This window comes from Bacillus paramycoides, from assembly GCF_001884235.1.
Lineage (GTDB): Bacteria > Bacillota > Bacilli > Bacillales > Bacillaceae_G > Bacillus_A > Bacillus_A paramycoides.
Map to the genome: position 1 here is coordinate 51648 of NZ_MAOI01000025.1, position 22814 is coordinate 74461.

At 36.3% G+C, this 22814-nt stretch carries 16 protein-coding genes and 1 pseudogene; 2 read left to right on the top strand and 15 right to left on the bottom strand.

Annotation, left to right across the window (positions count from 1 at the left end; translation table 11 throughout):
- Window positions 1-182: 182 nt before the first annotated feature.
- From BAU28_RS04435 to BAU28_RS04455, 5 genes are all read right to left on the bottom strand, one after another.
- On the bottom strand, window positions 183-1787 hold the full coding sequence (locus BAU28_RS04435) for an LPXTG cell wall anchor domain-containing protein (protein WP_071717866.1): 1605 nt from the start codon (window positions 1785-1787) through the stop codon (window positions 183-185).
- A gap of 190 nt (window positions 1788-1977) precedes the next feature.
- Window positions 1978-3237, bottom strand: a complete 1260-nt coding sequence (locus BAU28_RS04440; RefSeq protein ID WP_116500294.1) for a multidrug effflux MFS transporter — start codon at window positions 3235-3237, stop codon at window positions 1978-1980.
- A gap of 117 nt (window positions 3238-3354) precedes the next feature.
- The gene (locus BAU28_RS04445) at window positions 3355-5073 is read right to left on the bottom strand and encodes a DUF3981 domain-containing protein (RefSeq protein ID WP_071717867.1); all 1719 of its coding nucleotides are present in this window, start codon (window positions 5071-5073) and stop codon (window positions 3355-3357) included.
- 78 nt (window positions 5074-5151) lie between these two features.
- On the bottom strand, window positions 5152-5685 hold the full coding sequence (locus BAU28_RS04450) for an MFS transporter (RefSeq protein ID WP_071717868.1): 534 nt from the start codon (window positions 5683-5685) through the stop codon (window positions 5152-5154).
- On the bottom strand, window positions 5682-7118 hold the full coding sequence (locus BAU28_RS04455) for an FAD-binding oxidoreductase (protein ID WP_071717869.1): 1437 nt from the start codon (window positions 7116-7118) through the stop codon (window positions 5682-5684). Before BAU28_RS04455 ends, BAU28_RS04450 begins: the two co-directional genes overlap by 4 nt.
- 200 nt (window positions 7119-7318) lie before the next feature.
- Here BAU28_RS04455 and BAU28_RS04460 point away from each other — a divergent pair, with 200 nt between their 5' ends.
- The gene (locus BAU28_RS04460; RefSeq protein ID WP_071717870.1) at window positions 7319-8230 is read left to right on the top strand and encodes an NAD(P)-dependent alcohol dehydrogenase; all 912 of its coding nucleotides are present in this window, start codon (window positions 7319-7321) and stop codon (window positions 8228-8230) included.
- Window positions 8231-8450: 220 nt separating this feature from the next.
- Here the strand turns inward: BAU28_RS04460 and BAU28_RS04465 are convergent, their stop codons facing one another.
- Window positions 8451-9224: an SDR family oxidoreductase gene (locus BAU28_RS04465; RefSeq protein WP_083594530.1), complete on the bottom strand. Its 774-nt coding sequence runs from the start codon at window positions 9222-9224 to the stop codon at window positions 8451-8453.
- A gap of 527 nt (window positions 9225-9751) precedes the next feature.
- On the opposite strand from BAU28_RS04465, the gene BAU28_RS04470 reads away from it, so the two are divergent.
- Window positions 9752-11053, top strand: a complete 1302-nt coding sequence (locus BAU28_RS04470) for a DUF5068 domain-containing protein (RefSeq protein WP_071717871.1) — start codon at window positions 9752-9754, stop codon at window positions 11051-11053.
- A gap of 105 nt (window positions 11054-11158) precedes the next feature.
- Here BAU28_RS04470 and BAU28_RS04475 read toward each other — a convergent pair whose 3' ends face one another.
- From BAU28_RS04475 to BAU28_RS04510, 9 genes and pseudogenes are all read right to left on the bottom strand, one after another.
- The gene (locus tag BAU28_RS04475) at window positions 11159-11725 is read right to left on the bottom strand and encodes a DUF4256 domain-containing protein (RefSeq protein ID WP_071717872.1); all 567 of its coding nucleotides are present in this window, start codon (window positions 11723-11725) and stop codon (window positions 11159-11161) included.
- A 180-nt stretch (window positions 11726-11905) separates the two neighbouring features.
- Complete coding sequence (locus BAU28_RS04480; RefSeq protein ID WP_071717873.1) at window positions 11906-13876, bottom strand: S9 family peptidase; 1971 nt, start codon at window positions 13874-13876, stop codon at window positions 11906-11908.
- A 243-nt stretch (window positions 13877-14119) separates the two neighbouring features.
- Complete coding sequence (gene glmS, locus BAU28_RS04485; RefSeq protein WP_002175412.1) at window positions 14120-15922, bottom strand: glutamine--fructose-6-phosphate transaminase (isomerizing); 1803 nt, start codon at window positions 15920-15922, stop codon at window positions 14120-14122.
- A gap of 12 nt (window positions 15923-15934) precedes the next feature.
- Window positions 15935-16119 (bottom strand): annotated as a pseudogene (locus BAU28_RS31525) (hypothetical protein).
- A 286-nt stretch (window positions 16120-16405) separates the two neighbouring features.
- Window positions 16406-17752, bottom strand: coding sequence for a phosphoglucosamine mutase (gene glmM, locus BAU28_RS04490; RefSeq protein ID WP_071717874.1), 1347 nt, complete (start codon window positions 17750-17752; stop codon window positions 16406-16408).
- Window positions 17745-19220, bottom strand: coding sequence for a CdaR family protein (locus tag BAU28_RS04495; RefSeq protein WP_071717875.1), 1476 nt, complete (start codon window positions 19218-19220; stop codon window positions 17745-17747). Before BAU28_RS04495 ends, glmM begins: the two co-directional genes overlap by 8 nt.
- Window positions 19213-20034, bottom strand: coding sequence for a diadenylate cyclase CdaA (gene cdaA / locus BAU28_RS04500; protein ID WP_002175415.1), 822 nt, complete (start codon window positions 20032-20034; stop codon window positions 19213-19215). The genes BAU28_RS04495 and cdaA overlap by 8 nt, the downstream gene beginning before the upstream one ends.
- A 248-nt stretch (window positions 20035-20282) precedes the next feature.
- Window positions 20283-21176, bottom strand: coding sequence for an arginase (gene rocF, locus BAU28_RS04505; RefSeq protein ID WP_002175417.1), 894 nt, complete (start codon window positions 21174-21176; stop codon window positions 20283-20285).
- Between the two features lie 300 nt (window positions 21177-21476).
- Entirely contained in the window at window positions 21477-22622 is a 1146-nt protein-coding gene (locus tag BAU28_RS04510) for a glycerate kinase (RefSeq protein ID WP_071717876.1), read from the bottom strand.
- Between the last annotated feature and the right edge of the window lie 192 nt (window positions 22623-22814).

A 22814-nucleotide genomic window follows, 5' to 3' on the forward strand; every position in this document is an offset into this window, starting at 1 on the left:
TTTGTCACAGTATCGTCACTTTATTCAAGTAACTTTTGCACCACTTTACTATGCCACCTTACAAAGCCGTAAGCACATATAGAGAACAAAGATATAGATATAGATATAGATATAAAAAGACCCGGTAATAACTTTACCAGGTCTTTTTATACGGAAAATTTACTATGTATCTTTACCGCTTCTTATTTATTCACATTCATACGACTACGTTTATATACGAAAACACTTCCCGCCAGCATAACAACACCCACTAATGTAAGTAAATTATCATTTTGTGAAGCACCCGTTTTTGGCAAAGATACTTTATCACTCACTTTTACTGGTGCTGGTGTTACTTTTGTTGGTGTTACTGGTGTCGGTGTTACTGGTGTTGGGGTAATTTGATTCGGTTTATCGATTACTTGATTTGAATTTGGCCCTTTTGTATTAGGTGTATTATTTCCAGTTCCTTTCCCTTCACCATTATTATTTCCTGCTGTATTTTTATCATCTTGCTTTTTACAATCTTTATTTTCTACTTTTTCAATCGCTACTTGTTTCTTTACAGTTTGATCTCCACGTTTTGCAGTAAAGATCACTTTTAAATCTTTTAAATTCTTAGCCGTTTCACCAACAATTTGGAAGTACAATACAGATCCTTCTCCTGCTTCCATTGCTTGCACTGGGATTGTCGCTATATTTCCGTTCCATTTAATATCTAGCTTCATTGCCCCTTCACGAAGCCCTTCTTGTAAAGAAGCATCCTTTAAATAGTCAGGAATTTCCGCTTGCTTATAATGATCAGGAATTGTTAATTTAATATCTTTTGGAACATCAATTTCCACATCAAATCCCTTTAAGTCCTCAATTGTTAAATTCTGAGTTGTTAATAAGAAATCTAGTGTAAATTGATTTTCCTTTAAATTCTGTACACATGTTGTTGCCTTTACCTTCCCTTCAAAACGTATATCTTTGTTCATTTCTGAGAAATCAATATTGGCACTTCCTTTAATTTTCCCAAGAGGCTCATATTCATTATTCGCATGATCAATTAAATATAATTCGATATCTTTACTTACTTTTTCACCTGCTACATTTCCTAGAACAGGTATCTTAATATTTTTTGTAACTGTTTTGCCCGCATCCATTTCTGGCAATTGAATTGCAATCGCCTTAGAACCGTCCTCAAGTTCTACTCCATGGACATCTTTAAAATCTCCATCTAACCCCTTTGGTATAGCTATACCAAGATAAAGGTCAATTGCCTTTTCCTGAGATTTATTTGTTACTGTTGCTGTTATATCTAATACATAATGATTTTCTTTCGGGTCCCATTTCGCTTTTCCTACTACATTCCCACTAAAATTAGATATATCTATTGCCTCATCTTCACCTATTTTTGAAGAAGGTGGCGCTAACGGTTTATTAGTAACTTGCTCTGACGGTGTTACCGGTTTGGCAGGTGTTACATTTTTTTGTCCTACATTCTCTTTCTTTTGTCCTTGTTTATTTTCTTCTACTGGTTCCAATTTCTTTTCTATACTAGGTTTTGGCTCTTTTAATTCTTTCTTTTCTTCTGGTTTTATAGTCTGCTCTATTTCTTTAGAAATTTCTTTATTTCCTTGATTCTGATCTTTCTTTTGTTCTGGTTCTTTTAATTTCGCATCCTTATTTTCATTTCCAGTTCCCTGATCTACTTTTTCCATATTTACTTGCTTCACATTATTACCTTCCGGTGCTGCTAACGCTACAACGGGCGATAAAGCTAAAAGTGATACAAGGGTTACTGCACTTACCTTTTTAAACATAAAAAATATTCCTCCCCTATTATTGATACCATTCTATTATCTGTATCCCCTATACTCTTTATAGAATATAAGACAGACCCAATATCCATTATAAGTAAAAAATAAACTGAAAACAATAAAATTACCGAATAATCAGTTTTATGATTTTAAAATAAAAAGCAATGACAACGTGTCATCACTTTTTATTTTCCTATACTTCTATATTTGACCCTTTTTGCAAATCAAATTGTTTTTCACTTCGTTTCGCCATAAATAAATAACATAACACAGCTCCCACTTCACAAAGTGCAATAACAACCCCCATCGGCAATGCTGTATTACTTCCACCAATACCTACTAACGGCGCAACAAGTGCTCCTGAAATGAACTGTAATAAACCTAGTAAAGCTGATGCTGTTCCTGCTGCTTGTTTTTGATTTCTCATCGCTAACGAGAAGCCAGTTGTTGATACAACCCCAACACTTGATACAACAAGGAATAACGAGCATAAAACACCAATTAGACCTATTCCCAATACGATTGTAAGTAGTAACGATAGACCACCAACAGCCGCAATAACAATACCGAAAACAAATAAAGTTTTCTCATTGACTTTCCCTGCTAAGCGGCCAGTAATTTGGCTAGCAATAATAATACCAATACCGTTAATCGCAAAGAACAAACTAAACTCTTGCGGTGATGCCCCGTATATATTTTGCAACACAAATGGTGAACCAGATATATAAGCAAACATTGCAGCCGTTACTAATCCTTGCGACAATGCATATCCCATAAACAAACGGTCTTTCAGAAGCTTTCCGTATGTTGCCAACGTTCCTGACAATCCACCTGTCTCTCTTTCTTCAGGAGGTAATGTTTCACGTAATACGAAAGTAGCTGATATTAGCATGAATACACTAATTGCTCCAAGAACGATAAAAACGCCGCGCCATGATGTGAACTGTAATAATTGTCCCCCAATAATCGGTGCCAAAATAGGTGCCGCTCCGTTTACTAACATAAGTAGTGAGAAAAATTTCGTCATTTCAGAACCTGAATACATATCACGTACCATTGCACGTGATATAACAATCCCAGCAGATCCTGAAGCACCTTGTAAGAAACGTAAAAGCACTAAACTCCAAATAGATGGTGCTACAGCACAGAGTAAGGAAGAAGCAACATAAATAATAAGAGCGATAATAAGAGGTTTGCGCCTTCCGTAAATGTCACTAATTGAACCAACAAATAATTGTCCTACTGAAAGCCCAAGCAAACATGCAGTTAATGTCAGCTGCGCGAGAGATGCTCCCGTTTGTAAATCATCCGTTAACTTTGGTAAAGAGGGCAAGTACATATCAATAGATAATGGCCCAATTGCCGTAAGTGTCCCTAATACAAGAATCATCCATAACCTGTTTGTCTTTACAGATTTATATACTTCGTGATTAACTCCATTCACCTTTTCCATTCACCCTTTCATATAAATGTCGAATCGTAACAATTATAGTTACAACATAAATATACGTCAAGTATCCCGTATTTTCCTGTTTAATAATGTAAAAAAAGCGATAGAATTTCTATCGCTTTACTTTTTCAAATTGCTATTTGTAAATTTAGATACGGATGACATCGCCTCTCCTGTATCTAAATATGTGATTTGAATTGGATCCCCCACTTCTGTAAACATAGCATATGGGAATTTTTTTACAGGTATCATAAATACTTTTTGTTCATTCTCTAACAGTACGTACACAATCGTATTTTCACCTGATTTTTCTTTATATACACGTTGAACAGTACCTTCTTTTTGCGCTTCTTTTCCATTTGAAGTCGGTCTAAATGAGTCACCACTTCCGCTCAGCGCATTTTTATAATTCTCAAGTGCTTCTTTTTGAGTCGAACCTGTCGCAAATACTTTTGCATTAGAAGCATATATAACAGTATGAGCACGTACTAATCCCCCGTCATCAATAACCGGTACAATCCAAGAAGGTTTACCGTATACGTTATAAATAACCGGCATCGTTCCATGCCATTTCTCTCTCTTAAAGGAATTATCCACTACTTCTGTAGCAGCCGAACCATCCATAATTCCCTTTACTTCTTTTCCGTTATAATAATACAGCTTTCCTGTACGTGCATCGACTAATGAGTAACCGAGGGCAGAATCTACTCCTTCTTTCGGAGAGGTGAAATCAGTAAAGTAATATAGAGTTCCATCCTTACCGAAGATTGGTGTAACACCTTCCTTCGTCCCCCACTCAGTCGGAATCTTCATATCAGTTTGTGAGAATTTCGTATTCCAAAATCCGTGAATATATTTCCCGAAGTACGTATTTAACGTAGATGCTGTTTCATGATTTAATACACCATCAACAAATTTAGGTGCATTCCCTTTATCATATCGCTTTACATCACCTGTTTGTGCGTCAACAACGACAACGCCTTCTACTTCAAATCCTGATCTTCCTGAAATAAACTCACCGTACGTCATTGTATAATACGGTTTCCCTTTATCATCAACTTCAAATTTTGGCTTTCCTTTAAAAATCAAATCTGGCTCTGCTTTTCGAACGACACGTTCTAACTTATTACCGAAAAACATGCTTGGTACATACTTCATTTTATATCCAAGATGTAATTTCGCTTCCGCATCAGGATTTGTACCTGACATCGTTACGTAACCTGGTATTGTTCCTGCCTTACGCGCTTTAAAGAAACCTGATACTTCAATTGGTGCTACATACAAGGCTTCACCATTTACCATTTGTGGTGTTAATTCCCCTAGCTCAAAATAAGCTACTTTCGGAATATCACCAAATACCTTTTTCATTTTATTTTCCGCTGTTTTAGGCGGCACTGTAAACGGTTGATCATTTTCAGTAAATGGCTCTGAAATATCTTTCTCTACCTTCACGACAGAATCATATTTCTTTTGCGAGATTACTATATCATGTAAATAACCAAAATAGCCGTAACTTACGAGTAACACAAACATTAGAAGTCCCTTTAAAGTACCTTCTAATTTCCCTATCTTACCTTGTGAAAATAAGACAATCCCAATCAAAATCGCTACTGCAACAGAATAATGAGTAAGAATTGAATCTACCCGATCATCAATTAACCAAAAATATTCATAGATTGCAATACCAATCCAAAATAAAACTGGAATAACTAAAATAGATGATTTCTTACCCTTTACAACCTTCTCATCTCCCCCTTTATCCACCGCGCGAAGTTTATTACCGCTTCTTGTCCATGGAATCAAAAACAAAGTGAGAATAGCTAAAACTAAAAATTTCATCAAAGGCAATGTCCCCTTTTCTTTTGTCTTCTCCATAAGTATAACAAATAAAGGGGAATCAGGTAAAAATGGGAATGATTATATTTTTTTACTACTTAACACAAATCCACTCACCATATACAACACTGAGGCAATATAAAAAATTGTACCAATCGTAAAGAAATCCACTAAGTAGCCAGTTACGATAATTGCTACTGCTCCCCCAATTGATGTCCATACATGGTACTTTCCAATTTCATAACCCGCTTCCTTATGCGCTACCTTTCGTGCTAACGACGTCTTCTCGGTATTACGCTGCACAGCACCTAAAACACCCATTAAAATTTGGAGAATATATACATGCCAAACTTCTGTTGCGATTGGGAAACAAAGCATCAATATAGCCATAGACCAAGCGTATATAATTAATAACTTTCTATCACCTACTCTATCGGAAATTCTCCCAACTAACGGATATACTAGGGCTGAAGTTAAAGCAAATAAGCCGTACGCCCAGCCAAACTGCGAGAAACTATTTCCAACATTCCGAAGCAATAGTATATAAAACGGAAATACCATACTACCAGCCATCATAATAATGCTTTGTGAGGCTACAAATCTTCTATATGTCATTTGCTATACTCCTTATAAAATAAATTCACAAATCTTTCCCCCGGGTCTACTTCTTTCTTCTTTTGAAGGAATTCTTCTATGCGAGGATACGCTTTCTTTAGCTGCTCCTTTGCCGGATAAGAATAATACGGCAAATAATAACTTCCATTATGCTTTAAAGTAACATCGATCATCTTCTGAATAACTACTTTTGTTTTCTTTATTTCATCCTCAGAACGTCCTTGATTAATTAGAAGCACAAGCGCAAACATATCATCTTTCGCATAAGATAGCACCGCATTCTCATTCTTTTCTACGTAGCGAATTGTAATGTTAAGAAGATTTAATTCCTCTTCATTTAAAACACTTCGTAAATCATCTATATACTCTGCAAAACCATCTATTGGTACAAAGTACTCTTGTAAAACTTCGGTCAAGTTTGGATTATCGTATTCCATAAAAGCACTATCAGATCTCATTACATTATTCCGAGTTTCGTACTTACCATCTGTACGTTCAAAATAGCTTCTTTGTATATCCCAAAATACATTCTTTCCCCAATCACTATAACGTGATAATCCAAGCAAAAATTTTGGTGCAGCTATAATAGTTTCCTCTTTTAATTTACTGTACTCTTTCAGCTTCTGTTGATCTTCTGCCAATACATAATCTGTCACATACATTTCTTTCAAGAACGAATTCGAGGCCACAGAAATACGTCCTAAATGCATCCGTATATTCTCGTCCTTTTTCACCTTCTCCTTAAAATATGAAGAGTACTCCTTATAATCTATTACCTTCGTATGCGTTTCATATAATTCATCATTCGTTAACTTGAGCGTCACATCTAAAATCACGCCAAATAATCCATATCCCCCAATTACATACGGAAACAAGTCAGCATTTTCTTCTCTACTTACATTACGTACTGTACCATCTGCCATTAACAATCTGAACGACTCTACTGTATCAATCAATGCTTCATGACGAATATCACGCCCATGTACATTTACACTTAACGAACCGCCAACAGTAAAAATATTTTGAGATTGCATCACCTGAACCGCAAGGCCGTATGGATTTATTTTCTTCTGAATGTCATTCCATGTCACACCGCTTTGTACCCTAATCCTCTTCTTCTCCGGATTAAACTCTAATATTTCATTATAGCCTTTCATATCAAGCATCGTACCGTTCAGATAATACGTCTGTCCGCCCTGGCTATGTTGCATACCTGCAATGGAAATCTTCTCTCCAGAAACATTTGCATCTTGCACCAGCTTTTTTAACGAACTCTCATCCTCAGCATTTTCAACACGTTTAATCTTTGTTGGAAGCAACTTCCCTACATCGCTCATAATAGGATGATCCAATTGCTCTTTATATGTATGTATAGATGTCGCGAGCAACGCTGTATACGCTACAATTACAACTGCTATCTTTCTTTTTTTCAAATGACACTCTCCTCGTTTGAAATTCTAACCTCACTAGTACTTCTCTTTATTTTTATTGTACCTACTTTCTTAAAAGGAAAATACTACACTGTAAAAAAGAACTATCTTTCTTTTACTTATTATGAAGTGAAACTATAAGCATGATTTAAAAAACATTTAAATATGCTATAGAGGAAAATAACTTAATTCAGGAGGTCGCTATGAAAGCAATTATTTGCACAAAATACGGGCCACCTAACGTTCTCAAACTTCAAGACGTAAAGAAACCTACTCCTAAGAAGAATGAAGTGTTAGTTAAGATTCACGCAACAAGTGTAACAACTGGAGATTGTAGAATGCGAAGCTTTACTAGTCCCCTTTTATTTTGGATTCCTATGCGAATTATATTAGGTTTTAGAAAACCGAAAAAGCCTATACTCGGTGTAGAGTTATCTGGTGAAATTGAGGAAGTAGGAACAGATGTAACTCAATTCAAAAAGGGAGATCACATCTTTGCATTAACAGGACTTAACGTTGGTGGTTATGCTGAATACACATGTGTACATGAAAGTGGATTGATAGCATTAAAACCTACCAATGTGACGTATGAGGAAGCTGCAGTTATTCCTTTCGGCGGAACTTCAGCATTACATTTTCTGAGAAAAGGACGCATAAAAAACGGGCAACAAGTACTTATATATGGCGCCTCCGGATCAGTAGGTACCGCCGCTGTGCAACTTGCTAAACATTTCGGCGCGACTGTTACAGCTGTTTGTAGTAATTCAAATTTTGAGTTAGTAAAGTCTTTAGGGGCTGATAACACAATTGATTATACGAAAGAGGATTTTACTGAACGAGGCGAACGCTACGATATTATATTTGATGCAGTTGGGAAGCATCAAAAACAGCATTGTAAGAAAGCACTAGCTCCTAACGGTAAATACGTGTCAGTCAATGGAACGATGGCAAAAGTGAGCAAAGAAGATATGCTTTTACTAAAAAAGCTAACCGAAGTAGAAAAACTAAAGTCAGTTATTGATAGAACGTACCCATTAGAAAAGATTTCAGAGGCTCATACGTATGTGGAAACAGGACGTAAGAAGGGTAATGTCGTGATTACTATAGGAACATAAAAAGTTTTCGAGCTAGATTTCATCTTTATCCCGCTATTTGTGGGCAGTAAGACTCCTACCTCAAAATTCGGCTGGAGCAAAGAAGTTAGGTGGGAGATCAACTCCCCGTAAACGCCCAATTGGTTCAACTAATAATCAGTGGGGGATGAACAAAACCCCCACTGATTAAAGTTTCACTTTATAAAATACCCCTTTAGATCTATCTAAAGGGGTTAAAAACTTATCTTTTAAATCCACCTTCTGAATGAATAACTTGCCCTGTAATCCACTCTGCTTCTTCGCTCACTAAAAACTTAATAAGCCTCGCTGCATCTTTCGGTTCACCTATTCTACCGAAAGGAAACATCGGTTTTAATCCTCTTTTTATCTCTTCTGTCATCCATCCCGTATCAGTTGGACCTGGATTAATTGCATTAACAGTTATACCTAAATGGGCTACCTCTGCTGACAAAGTACTAGTGAGAGCATCAATAGCTCCCTTCGTTGTTGCATAGGCTAGCTCTCCAGCCATAGGTCCTTTAAACTGTCCCGAAGTAATATTAACGATTCTACCGCCAGATTTATTCTTAAATCCACGTGCAAACTTACTACTTAACAGTGTAGTCGCACGAACATTTACCATGTAATGCTTATCCAACTCTTCGGCAGTCAAATTAGAGAAATCATTATTCGTAGAATAAGCTGCATTATTAATTAATATATCAGGGTACCCCATTTGTTCAGTAACTTTATTTATAAGCTGTTCTGGTGCAGCATCCCTAGTCAAATCTAACTCCACACTTGATACTTTAACACCATTTTGCATTAGCTCTTCTTTTAATTGTATTTGTTCATTTTGATCAACGCCCCAAGGCATCTCTTTATCATAATTCGTCCAATACGTAAAAAATATATCGTATCCTGCTTCAGCTAATTCTTTACAAATAGCTGCTCCGATACCATCCAGGCGACTTACGCCTGTAACAACTGCTACTTTATTTTTTAATTGATTCATAATATACTCCTCCAGGTTAAAGGACGCATATTTTATATAAGAGATATAAACTTTCCCACAAAAAAGACAGATACATAAAATAGGCATCTATCCTTACAAAAGGGATGTACAAGCCAAATATGCAGTCCTTGAATGATTTATAGATAGCTAAATAAACCCTCACTAATGAGAGAGAAAAATTCATCGATCCAACTTCTAATCATTACAAGTTCATCCACATATCTAGTCTTTATCCCCTTTCAATATATCTCTATTTTTCATTCTAACAAAAAGATGGAATATTTCAAATAACAAAGATGATTTCACTTCTCCTGTGTCAAAAAAATTGTGATTTACCTACATATAGGCTTTGACTATGTTTCTATTCACAATAACCATTAAGATATTAAAATAACAAAAATAACCAGAAAATCCTGGTAAATAATGTCTTGTTTTTTTATAATAAAACATGGGGCTAATGTGAGATATGTTGTAAATGGTCTGATTATACAGACTCATCTAGTTTTAAACAAATAGGGGGAAGAGAAATGTCGAAAAAAGTAATTTCTTTATTTTCTACAGTAATCGTAGCAGCCTTTCTAATAACTGGCTGCGGTCAAAGCGATACGACAAATAAAGAACAAAAAGAAAATGCAACCAAAGAAAGCAAAACAGAAAAAACGGGTACAACGAAAGAAAATAAACCTGAAGATAAAAAATCCGAAGATAAAAAGACTGAAGATAAAAAGACTGAAGATACAGCTACTAACTCAAGCGATTATTCCAAGCTGATCTCCTATATGGAGAAAGAAACAGGTGGTAAAACAAAAGTTCTTTTTGAAAATAAGGAACCACAAATCTATAAAGCAGAGGATATTTCAGTATCACTTAATAGTTATACATTAGTTGAATTAAATGGCTTCCATACAGACTTTAACATCCCTTTTAATAATCAAACAGACGGTGGAGTTATTCTCGCAAATTATAGTGTAAAAAATAATTCAACTAAAGATATTTACTATATGCCGGCATTGGACATGTCATTTACTGGTGCTCAGAAAGTATATAGTAACTATAAAGATTTAATCCCAAAAGAAGACCAGCTACCATCCAAGCTTGCTCCAACAAATGATTATTTAGTAAAAGCAGGCGAAACCATTTCTGGTTATATCGCTTATCCATTTGGAAAAGATGATTTAACAAAAATTTCAAGCCTATCAACAGTCTCCGTCAAAGTTCCAGCTGCACAGGCTAATAAAGGAAAATTTGATGCCCCAATCGGTAGCCCTGGAAACTTTTCGTTAAGTTTGAACAAACAAGGCACTGAAAAGGTTGCAGCAGATAAAACTTTCTACCAAGATAAAGCTACCGCTAATAACATGGGCGATAAAAAAATGTTAAAAGAGAAATCAAGTATTAATAATAGTCAAGAATTAGGTGCTGTTAATGTTACATTAGATGGATACCAATTTACTCAATTCACACCAAATTCCGTCGAAGCTCCACGCTTTGCAAATTTCAAAAATGGTATTGTTCTATTAACAGTAAAATTCAAACTTGATAACAAAGATGCTCAAGACGTTGCGCTATCTCCTATAAGCTCTACATTAAGAGTCAATGATGGTACACAATATACGCTTAGCGAAGGCATGCTTTTAAATTATGACTATAACGCTTCTGTTAAAACTGGAACATCTGGAGAGCTACTGCAAGTATACACATTAGATCAAGAACAATATGAAAAAATTTGGAAAGACAAAACCTTTGAGATTGAGTTAGGACCTATGAGAAATAAAGAGGCAAAAGATATTTCACAAGGTAAAAAAGCTAAATTTACATTACCTAAATAAATTACTAAATATATAATAGAAAAGGCATATAACATATGAATGTTATATGCCTTTTCTATTTTTATAAAAACAAGTCTTAACACAATTTTTTTATTTAAGCCAAACTTAAACCCTTAGCGAACCTCGAAAACCTCTTGCAGCATAATAACATTCTGCCCCATTATGATACACGAAAACGTGCCCGAAGCGATAATCGCAAAAAATGGCACCGCCGAGTTCTCTAATATCTGAAGGTGTTTGTACCCAACTCGATGATTTCATGTCGAATTTTCCAAGCTTTTGCAAATCTCGATATTGTTCTTCGTTTAATAGTTCAATACCCATTGCAGTTGCCACATCAATAACGTTATTTTCTGGTTTATGTTTTTTTCTTGACTCTAGCGCTTCAAGATCATAACAAAGGCTTCTGCGACCTTTAGGACTTTCCGCTGAACAATCATAGAAAGTATACTCGTCCTTCTCTTTATCATAACTAACGACATCTGGTTCGCCACCCGTTATTTCCATTTCGTTAAGTGACCATAATTTCTCAGTATTAGCATTCAGCTTCGCTTCAACTTTAGCCCATTCAAGACCTTCATGGCGATTCATGTTCTTCTCAAAACGAGCTTTCAATACATTAAATAACTCTTCACGTTGTTCTACTGATAGCTCATTTTTATTCTCTGTCATATTAGTCCTCCGAATTGTGTTTACTTATAATGTTTTATAATAAATTTGCTCAATAATTGTTTGAATGCAGTTTACAATAAATTATATAATTTATTGAGTCTCTTTTTCAACAATCTGTCCTTTTAACGAAACAACTCGTTGTCACTTAAAACTTCCTTATATATCCTATGAGAATATCCATTATAAAGCCCTAAAATCCTTCATACTTTCTCCAAGAATATAATGTGAAAACCACATCAAATTCTGCTTCATAATAGCCACATGAATTCCTGGCTGGTCAGAACTATATGCCATTCCTTTAAATATAATTAATTCTGTATCAATTTCCATATCCTTTAATCCTTGATATAGCTCATATGCATTTGTAGTTGGAATTCTTGCATCCTTTTCACCATGTTGGATTAGGGTAGGCGTACAGGCCGATTTAATATATGTCATTGGTGATGCTTTAGCATATATATCTGAATCATTCCATGGATTATCTCCTAAATACATTCTAATAAAGTAAGGTATATCTGTATTTACATAATGGGTGCTCCAGTTAGTAATTCCGCCTCCAACTGAAATCGCCTTAAATCTACTACTAAATGTAGAACAGAAAGCTGATATATATCCCCCGTTGCTCCATCCCATAACCCCTACTCTATCTTTATCTACAATCCCTTCTTCAACTAGTTTATCCACTCCGGATATAACATCCTCGTAGTCAGCAATTCCCTGTTTTCTATAGTTTGCTTTTAAGAATTCATTACCATAGCCAGAACTTCCCCTGTAGTTTGGTTCTAAAACTATAAAGCCTTTTTCGATAAACTGTTCAATAGGATATTTCTCATTAAAACAGTCTGAAAATATTGGAAAGGATGCCCAAGCTGGACCACCATGGATTACCACTAATAAGGGATATTTTTCATTTGCGTCAAACTCTACTGGGGTTGATAAAACACCCTCTATTTCAAGACCATCGCTACTTTTCCATGAGATTATTTCCCTATTACTTTTAAGCTTTCCTTTGAAAAGACTGTTTTCATTCGTTATTTTTTTATCGTCTAAATAGATTTCGAAAATCTCATTTGCTATAGCCTTATTATAGGATATATGATTCCCATCCCTTGTTATAGAAGCATCCATTATAAAGCTATCTACTTGTTCACTTAACATTTCCACAGTGCCATCCTCAGATAGCAACCCAATAAGATAATTAGTTTTGTTCTGCCATCCAATTAAAATTCCTTTAGCTGTCCACCGTAACGGAATAACCGTGCTATCAAAATCTGCTAAAGGTTGAATTAACTCTCCACTATTAATATCATATATCTCTAACGTACTGTCTTGTATATGAGTCTTATAGTAATCCTTCTCCCTTATGCTTGCTGAGTAACATATTTTGCTGCCTTCAGGAGAAAAACAAACGCTCCCTCCCAATAACTTATCTATATTCAGCTTTTGTAACTCTCCAGCTTTAATATCTAATATGTATAGATCACCATTTATATAATCTCCCATATTTGAGCTTGGTGTAGCCATAAATACAACCTTTTTCCCATCATTTGAAATATCAAATTCATGGATATGAAAATCCTTTCCATCAGTTAGTTGATAAAAAACGCTATTTTCATGTTCATATTTATCATTTTGTATCACTTTTTCTATTTCAATGTAGTATAAACAATTATTCTGGCATTCCTTACCTATATGATGGAAGTCTCCATATAGTTCCTTGCGTTTCTTTATCACCTCACATTCTTTTGACTGTGCAACATAATAAAAACCCTTGCCAGTAGGCTCCCATTTGAAATTACTAACCCCTTCTTTCTCATCAGTAATTTGAACCCCACTATAACCATCTATTGACTTAACAAAGATCTGATTTTTATTATCCCCGTCACCAACTGGGCTAAGGTATGCAATGTTCTTAGAATCTGGAGACCATAATGGGTGTGTACTATCTATATCCCCAGTTGTTAGTGGATAGCTCTGCTCCTTATCTTTTTCATATATCCATACATGATTCCTATATGTATTGTCTGTCCAATTAGCTGTCTTTTTAACAAATGCTACGTTTTTGCCATCATCACTTATGTTTGTACCTGATAAGGTTGGTAATGAAATAATCTCTTCTATACTTAAATATGTTTTTTCTTTCACTTTCATTAATAAGCCCCCTTGTAACGCTTAGTCAATCAATGCGCCTATGCTTAAATAATAACGAAAAATTCAGATAAATAAAAGCGACTCTGTTCCTCTATCCACTTTAATCCACTTATCAATTTTAGATGTTCTTTTTCTTTTCAATACAAAAACACCCCTTTAGATAAAAATATCCAAAGGGGTGTTTCTAATAAACGTCGCGACTTTATTTTAAATCAATACTATATTTATTAACCTATCAATCTCCTACTCAACCGTAACAGATTTAGCTAAGTTACGTGGCTTATCAACGTCACACTCGCGGTGAAGTGCTGCGTAGTATGAGATAAGTTGTAATGGAATAACTGCTACTAGCGGTGCTAGTGCTTCATGTACAGCTGGTAATACGAAGCTGTCGCCTTCCATTTCTAAGCCTTTCATTGAGATGATACATGGGTTAGCTCCGCGTGCTACTACTTCTTTCACGTTACCGCGAATTCCAAGGTTTACGTGCTCTTGTGTAGCAAGGGCGATAACTGGTGTACCGTTTTCGATTAAGGCGATTGTACCGTGTTTTAATTCTCCTCCAGCAAAGCCTTCTGCTTGGATGTAAGAGATTTCTTTTAGTTTTAACGCACCTTCTAAACCTACGAAGAAGTCTACGCTACGTCCAATGAAGAAGCAGTTACGCGTTGTTGCTAAAAATTGTTTTGCTAATGCGTCCATTTCTTCTTTTTGATCACAAAGTACTACCATTGCGTTTGCTACAAGTCCTAATTCATGTGTTAAATCGAACTCAAGAACTTCACCTTTTGCTTTTGCAATGTCAGCCGCTAAGATTGAAAGCACTGCAAGCTGAGCTGTGTATGCTTTCGTCGATGCAACTGCGATTTCTGGTCCTGCGTATAATGGAAGTGTATAATCAGCTTCACGAGAAAGCGTAGAACCAGGTACATTTGTAATTGTTAATGCTTTATGACCCATTTCATTTGTTTGCACAAGTACTGCACGGCTATCTGCTGTTTCACCACTTTGTGAGATGTAAATGAAGAATGGTCTTTCTGTTAATAATGGCATGTTGTAAGAGAATTCACTTGCTACGTGTACTTCAACTGGTACTTTCGCAAATTTCTCAATGAATTGCTTTCCAACAAGACCTGCATGATAGCTTGTTCCGCATGCAATGATATAAATACGATCGCTATCTAAAATTGCATTACGGATATCTGCATCCAGTTCAATCTCGCCATTTTCACCTTGGTACTTTTGAATAATATTACGGATTACAAGTGGTTGCTCATCGATTTCTTTTAGCATGAAATGAGGATACGTTCCTTTTTCAATATCACTTGCGTCTAATTCCGCTGTATAAGGTGCACGTTCAATCGTTTCACCTTGTAAGTTTTTAATTGTAATACTTTCTTTTGTTACGATTACGATTTCTTTATCCATTAACTCGATAAATTGATCTGTAACTTGTAACATCGCCATAGCGTCGCTCGCCACAACATTAAAGTTGTCACCAACACCTACTAATAGCGGGCTTTTGTTTTTAGCAACATAAATCATGTTTGGATTTTCAGCATCAAGTAGTCCGATTGCATAAGAACCATGTAAAAGAGATAATGTGTTACGGAATGCATCTTCTACACTTAGTCCTGTGCTTACTTGTTGTTCCATAAGCTGTACGATAACTTCTGTATCTGTCTCACTTACGAACGTTACATCTTGTAAATATTCCTTTTTCACTAACTCATAGTTTTCAATTACACCGTTATGAACTAGTGTAAAGCGTTTTGATGTACTTTGATGCGGATGCGCGTTTACTTTGCTTGGAACACCGTGTGTAGCCCAGCGTGTATGACCGATTCCCACACTTGCTGCTACATTCTCATCTACGATTTCGCGAAGTTTTGCAATACGGCCTTTTTCTTTGTATACAACAACACCGTTCTCTGCTTGTACTGCAATACCTGCTGAATCATATCCACGATATTCTAGCTTTTCTAAACCTTTTAATAAAATTTCCTTTGCATCTTGCTCTCCAATAAATCCTACGATTCCACACATGTTTAGTCGCCGTTACAACTGCTTACACTGCTCTGCGAACATGTAACGACATAGTCCGATACCATTTATTTATATTAAAAAAACGGATTACATATTGCTAGCCCTGTAAGCTTGTAACGGCTTTCACCTTCCTCTCAATTGGGTTTAAGTCCGTATACACTTATACAGCTAGTTTTCATCCGTTCCTTTTCTCTCATCACACTTTCACCTTTGTCCACTAAGTCACCTTAATGTTTTAAGTAAAAGCTTGCGGTTGTGATAAACAACCGGGAGTCATCCGCCGAAATCTCGATAAACTCCACCTCGTCAACTACACTACTTGTAGTTCTGGCGCTTTTATAATTTACAATATTTACTTTGAGAAAAAGAACAAGACCATCTTATAACAAACAATATAAACCGTCAATGAAATTTTTTTCATTGTCTATAAAACATATGAAAAAGGAGCACTTCTTGTGCTCCTTTTAAAACAAATTCAGCAAATTATTCGGCGCCAACTTCAGCTTTCACAACTTCTACAATACGGTGTACATAAGCATCACAAACTTCTTGTGTTGGTGCTTCTGCCATTACGCGAATAAGTGGCTCTGTTCCAGATGGACGAACAAGAATACGACCATCGCCGTTCATTTCTTCCTCTACAACACGAATAATCTCTTTAATTTTTTCATTTTCTAATGCTAGTTTTTTATCTGTTACACGAACATTTACTAGTAATTGTGGGAATTTCGTCATCTCACCTGCAAGCTCAGATAATGGTTTTTTCGTCATTTTCATGATGTTTACAAGTTGAAGTGCACTTAACATTCCGTCACCAGTTGTAATGTAATCAAGTAAGATAATGTGACCTGATTGCTCTCCGCCCAGATTATATCCACCACGCTTCATTTCTTCCATTACGTAGCGGTCACCAACTGCTGTTTTATCACTTGTAATACCGTTTGCTTCAAGTGCTTTATAGAAACCTAAGTTACTCATAACTGTTGAAACAACTGTATTATGTTTCAATTGACCAGTTTCTTTCATGTACTTCGCACAAATGAACATAATTTGATCGCCATCAACGATGTTTCCTTTTTCGTCTACTGCGATTAAACGGTCTCCATCGCCATCAAAAGCAAGTCCGATGTCAGCACCTTTTTCTTTTACTAATTCAGCTAATACTTCTGGATGTGTAGATCCTACGCCTTCATTAATATTCATACCATTCGGTGAAGTTCCCATTGTTGAAATGTCGGCTTCTAAATCTGCAAATAAATATGGAGCTAAAGAAGATGTAGCACCATGTGCACAATCTAAAGCGATATGTAGGCCAGAGAAATCTTCCTCTACAGTTTGTTTAATGTATTGTAAATATTTTTGTCCACCTTCAAAGTAATCACTCACTTGTCCAAGGTTAGTGCCTGTTGGACGTGGTAATTCGTCAACTTCTTTGTCTAATAACGCTTCAATTTCTGCTTCTTGCTCATCCGTTAATTTAAAACCGTCTGAACCGAAGAACTTAATTCCGTTATCTTGTACTGGATTATGAGATGCAGAAATCATAACACCTGCTTGTGCATCTAACGCCTTTGTTAAATAAGCCACACCTGGTGTAGAAATAACACCAAGACGCATTACTTCTGCTCCAGTTGATAATAGACCTGCTACTAAGGCCCCTTCTAACATATGTCCAGATACACGTGTATCACGGCCGATAATTACTTTTGGACGGTCTGTATCTTTTGTTAATACATAGCCTCCAAAACGTCCAATTTTGAACGCTAATTCAGGTGTTAACTCCTTATTTGCAACCCCGCGTACTCCATCTGTACCAAAATATTTACCCATTATGATTCGCTCCTTTTTCTTGCTCTTTTTGATTATCTACTGTTGGTTCTTTGCTCGGTTCTTGACCAGTTTCTTTGTCTTTATCTTTATTTTTTTCCTGATCCTTTTCTGGATCTGGTTCAGGATTTTTTGGCTTTTCAGTTTGATTTCCCTGATTGTTTGTTGAATCCGGGTGTTCAACATTACCCTGTACTTCTTTATCTGGCTTTTCTTTCTTCACAATTGTAACTTTAGCACTTTTTTGTTTTGGCTCGATCGAAATATTACCAGGGCCGCTTACTTGAATAGAAATATCTTTTGTTCCCGGAGATGCATTTTGTAGATTAATCACCGCTGTTATTTGAGCAGCTGTTATTTTATCTACTATACTTGCTTCTCCTGAAATATCAACGCTTATCTTCCCATCCTGCGGCGAAAGTAGCTGAGCAGTAACATCGTTCGGAATTCCATTTTTTTGAATCGGGATACCATCAATAGTTTTACTTTTCGTTTGCTTTACTTTTTGTACCCCTACCGAAACCTTCACTTGATTTGGTTTTGCACTTGTGACACCCTTTGGCAATAAAACAGAGGCATCGAATGTTGTAGAATCCGTCAATTGACTAAGATCTACCTCGACCCCCTCTATAGATTGTATATTATCCAAAATGTCTTTTGGACCAGCTATCGTTACTTCTCCTGGTTCAACGTTAATATTTGTAACAGCTAAACCTTCTGGTAAATTCCCTTTTTTCGCATATGTTAAAGGAACTGTTTTTTCTACGTTATTTGCTGTAGCTTGTGTCGCTACATTCACTGTTACACTTATTTTAGATGGATTCGTTTTTACATTTAAACGTTTTCCTTCTTTATTGTACAATGTAACCTCCGCTGTTTTTGTAACGGTTTTATTAACACCTTTTAAATCTATATATGCCTTAGCAGATGAAATACTTTCTATTTCTTCTTTTGTTCCAACTACTTCAACAGTGTCAGGCTTAATACTTGATTTCTCAACGGTAGCACCTGCTGGCATCTGATCTTCATTGGATAATTTTAAATCTACATGAACATACTTTTTCGCTTTTTCATGAAGAGTGACTTTAATTGTTGATGGTTGAACTGTCCCTTTCACTTCATCTGGAAGCCCGTTCGCTTTTAAAGAAACTTCATAAGTTCCTTTTGGACGGCCTTCTAAATCAACTGGTATATCAAATTGTCTTTTGTTTTTTGTTGCAGCAACCGCTGCTTTGGGACCTTCTAATTTTACCTTGACTCCCTCTGCTGGAATACCACTTACAATATACTTCTCTTCGTCATACTTAAGGTTAATAGCATAATTAGTTAATGTTTCTTTCCCTTCATTTACGAAAGGTAATACACTCGATGTCGTATTTTTGTCAGTTAAAGTTGCTGACATAAAAAGCATACACGCCAATAGTAATGAGATTCCTTTTAAAAACCAATGATTCTCCATTAACTTATCCATGACGCTTTCTCCTCCAATTCCATAAAGACGAAGAAGTCGTTTTTTCGTTCCCACTAAATTCTGCTAACAACATATCCTTCAGCTGTTCTGTCTTCAAATCACGATGTAACTTACCGTTTTTCGTTAAAGAAATTTGACCTGTTTCTTCCGACACAACTACTGTAATACTATCAGTGACTTCACTAACTCCCATTGCAGCGCGATGTCGTGTTCCTAACTCCTTCGAAATAAAAGGACTTTCTGATAACGGAAGATAACATGCTGCTGCTTTAATTGTACTTCCTTGCATAATTACTGCTCCGTCATGAAGAGGGGTATTAGGGATAAAAATATTAATGAGTAATTCCGATGACACATATGCATTCAGCGGAATACCCGTTTCTACATAATCACCCATCCCAGTCTCTTTTGACAAAGTGATTAATGCACCAATTCTACGTTTTCCCATATATTCCGTTGCTTTCGCAATCGCTGTTGCAACAATTTCAGGTTCATCTTCCTCGTGAGTTCCCACACGCGAAAATAAGCTCCCCCGTCCTAGCTGCTCAAGTGCTCTTCGTAATTCTGGCTGAAAGATAATAATAACGGCTAAAAATCCCCACGTTAATACTTGCTCCGTTAGCCAATATAGCGTATGCAATTCAAGTAAAATACTAATCATCCGGACGACAATAATAACTGTAATACCTTTTAAAAGTTGCACAGCTTTCGTACCACGGATTATAAGAATTAGCTTATATATAATAAACCATACAACAGCAATATCTAATGCCGTACTAAGATATTTCAAAATGGTCGTATCTTCAAAAGGCATGCTAACCCTTCCTCCTACTTACGAGCAATTCTATCCATATATTGAAATATTATTTTATGCTCTATCTGTATGTATTTCCAACAACTAGTTAATTATACCATACATGAAACAAACAACAATTACAAACGACCCCCTTCAGCTTAAATTGGTAAGATGTCAAACTTTCTTATCCTACAGTATAATATAAGTCATTATTATACGCCTATTTTCAAATAAAAAAAGCAACTTCTCAGTTGCTTTTCTTACATTTATTTTAGTTTTTCACCGAATAAAGAACCCATTAAAGCAACCGCTGTTGTCGCTGTTCTGTTTCTCTCATCTAAAATCGTATTTACTTCAACAAATTCAGCAGATGTAACAATATCAGCCTCTGCTAACATCTCCATCGCTAAGTGGCTTTCACGATAAGATAGACCACCAATTACAGGCGTTCCAACTCCTGGTGCATCATGAGGATCAAGACCATCTAAATCTAATGATAAATGAACACCATCAGTATGAGATAAATACGCAATTGTTTCTTCCATAACAGCTGTCATACCCATACGATCAATTTCATGCATTGAGAATACTTTAATACCTTCATTACGAATAAAGTCTTTTTCTCCTTCATCTAATGCACGTGCACCGATAATTACAACGTTCTCTTTTTTCACCTTCGGGTATGCCTCGTATAAATTTACAAGTGCAGGATGTCCATAGCCTAAACTTGCAGCAAGTGACATACCGTGAATATTTCCAGATGGTGAAGTTTCTTCTGTATTTAAATCACCATGCGCATCATACCAAATAACACCTAAATTTTTATAATGTTTCGCTACACCAGCCAGCGTACCGATAGCAATACTATGGTCACCACCTAATACAAGTGGAAAACGACCTTCTTCTATAATATGATCAACCTTAGTTGCTAACTCGTTACATACAGTTGCAACTTGTGTAAGGTTTCTTAGTTTTGTATTTTCATCTACTTCTTTTTCTCTCTCTATACATATATCTCCCATATCTTTTACGTCATATCCAATTTGTTCAATTCTTTCAACTACCCCTGCATAACGGATCGCGCTTGGTCCCATATCAACCCCACGACGCATCTGTCCTAAATCCATTGGAACTCCAATAACTGAGATTTCTTTTTTCATAGATAGTATCCCCCTTTTATGCCTTCACTAAATATTTTAAATCTTTTATATAGTCTGACTCAACTCGACATTTTCCTGCATGGATATACAATTTATGCACTTATATTTGCGTTGAAATCCAAATTTTAAGACTATTCTATGCATAAAATTAACTTAATGAAACAACTAGCTTCTCTATCAACTAATACAATCAGCTAATAATCAGTGCGTTTTTCCATCCCTCACTGATTATTAGCTCTCACCAATCGTGCTTTTACTAGCTGTCCGCAAATGGAAGGATAAAAAATAACGCTTCTACATTTAGAAGCGTTTTTCTGACGCTAATTTCCACACTGCTGCAATATTTTTCGCTGTCATTTCGATATTCTCTTCTGCTACTTTATATGCCTCTTCTAATGTCATTGGACTTGCTGTAGTACTAAATACTGCATCAATTCCCTTTTCATAAACAGTTGTATAATTCGGAGATACTGATCCACCAATAGCAATTACAGGAATATGAAGACCTTTCGCACGCCCCGCAACACCAACAGGTGCCTTTCCATAAGCCGTTTGTTCATCTATTCTGCCCTCACCAGTTACAATAAGATCAGCACCTTCTATACGCTTATCAAAATTTGTATAATCTAATACAATTTCAATTCCTTTTCGTAGTTTTCCCTTTAACACTGCAACGACAGCTGCTCCCATTCCTCCAGCTGCTCCAGCACCAGGCATTTCAGATACATCAAAAGATACATACTGTTTAAGTATATTAGCATAATGTTTTAAATTCTCATCTAGCTCTTTCATCATCTCTACATTCGCACCCTTTTGTCTCCCAAATACAAAAGACGCTCCCCTCAATCCAACTAACGGATTGTCCACATCACATGCTGCCTCTATCTTTATGTTCTCTAAGCGTGAATCAATCCTAGAAAGGTCAACAGCAGTAATGAACTGTAATGTCCCTCCAGAAGGCTCTATTACTTCACCTTTCCCATTTATAAACCTTACTCCTAAAACTGACAGCATACCTGCCCCACCATCATTTGTAGCACTTCCTCCAAGTCCTAAGATAATATGTTTGGCTCCTTGATCTAGCGCATGCAATATAAGTTCTCCTGTCCCTTTCGTCGTTGTAATAAGTGGGTTTCTCTTTTCAATCGGAACGTGTTGTAGTCCTGATGCTGCTGCCATTTCAATAAATGCTGTCTTCTTATCCTTAGACATACCGTAAAAAGCCTGTATGCTCTCTCCAAGTGGCCCTGTCACATTAAGTGATATAATTCTCCCCCTTGTAGCATCAACAAGAGATTCGACTGTTCCTTCACCTCCATCTCCAATCGGCACTTTAACGTACTCTGCCTTAGGAAAAACCGCTGCAAAACCTCTTTCAATAGCTTCACATACCTCCATAGCTTTCAAACTTTCTTTATATGAATCAGATGCAATGACAACTTTCATAATTATCCCCCGTTCCTTATTTACGCCTTTTCTTCATTTTAAACGACAAATACGAAAGTTGCCTTTCCCAGTAAAATTTAAGCACAAAAAAAGCTTACATCATTTGATGTAAGCTTTCTCTATTTAGATGGAGCCTAGCGGGATCGAACCGCTGACCTCCTGCGTGCAAGGCAGGCGCTCTCCCAGCTGAGC

What these genes read in the sequence shown, in the direction of transcription:
- BAU28_RS04435 (WP_071717866.1), bottom strand. Translation starts at nt 1,787, where the DNA reads ATGTTTAAAAAGGTAAGTGCAGTAACCCTTGTATCACTTTTAGCTTTA.
- BAU28_RS04440 (WP_116500294.1), bottom strand. Translation starts at nt 3,237, where the DNA reads ATGGAAAAGGTGAATGGAGTTAATCACGAAGTATATAAATCTGTAAAG.
- BAU28_RS04445 (WP_071717867.1), bottom strand. Translation starts at nt 5,073, where the DNA reads ATGAAATTTTTAGTTTTAGCTATTCTCACTTTGTTTTTGATTCCATGG.
- BAU28_RS04450 (WP_071717868.1), bottom strand. Translation starts at nt 5,685, where the DNA reads ATGACATATAGAAGATTTGTAGCCTCACAAAGCATTATTATGATGGCT.
- BAU28_RS04460 (WP_071717870.1), top strand. Translation starts at nt 7,319, where the DNA reads ATGAAAGCAATTATTTGCACAAAATACGGGCCACCTAACGTTCTCAAA.
- BAU28_RS04465 (WP_083594530.1), bottom strand. Translation starts at nt 9,224, where the DNA reads ATGAATCAATTAAAAAATAAAGTAGCAGTTGTTACAGGCGTAAGTCGC.
- BAU28_RS04470 (WP_071717871.1), top strand. Translation starts at nt 9,752, where the DNA reads ATGTCGAAAAAAGTAATTTCTTTATTTTCTACAGTAATCGTAGCAGCC.
- BAU28_RS04475 (WP_071717872.1), bottom strand. Translation starts at nt 11,725, where the DNA reads ATGACAGAGAATAAAAATGAGCTATCAGTAGAACAACGTGAAGAGTTA.
- BAU28_RS04480 (WP_071717873.1), bottom strand. Translation starts at nt 13,876, where the DNA reads ATGAAAGTGAAAGAAAAAACATATTTAAGTATAGAAGAGATTATTTCA.
- glmS (WP_002175412.1), bottom strand. Translation starts at nt 15,922, where the DNA reads ATGTGTGGAATCGTAGGATTTATTGGAGAGCAAGATGCAAAGGAAATT.
- glmM (WP_071717874.1), bottom strand. Translation starts at nt 17,752, where the DNA reads ATGGGTAAATATTTTGGTACAGATGGAGTACGCGGGGTTGCAAATAAG.
- BAU28_RS04495 (WP_071717875.1), bottom strand. Translation starts at nt 19,220, where the DNA reads ATGGATAAGTTAATGGAGAATCATTGGTTTTTAAAAGGAATCTCATTA.
- cdaA (WP_002175415.1), bottom strand. Translation starts at nt 20,034, where the DNA reads ATGCCTTTTGAAGATACGACCATTTTGAAATATCTTAGTACGGCATTA.
- rocF (WP_002175417.1), bottom strand. Translation starts at nt 21,176, where the DNA reads ATGAAAAAAGAAATCTCAGTTATTGGAGTTCCAATGGATTTAGGACAG.
- BAU28_RS04510 (WP_071717876.1), bottom strand. Translation starts at nt 22,622, where the DNA reads ATGAAAGTTGTCATTGCATCTGATTCATATAAAGAAAGTTTGAAAGCT.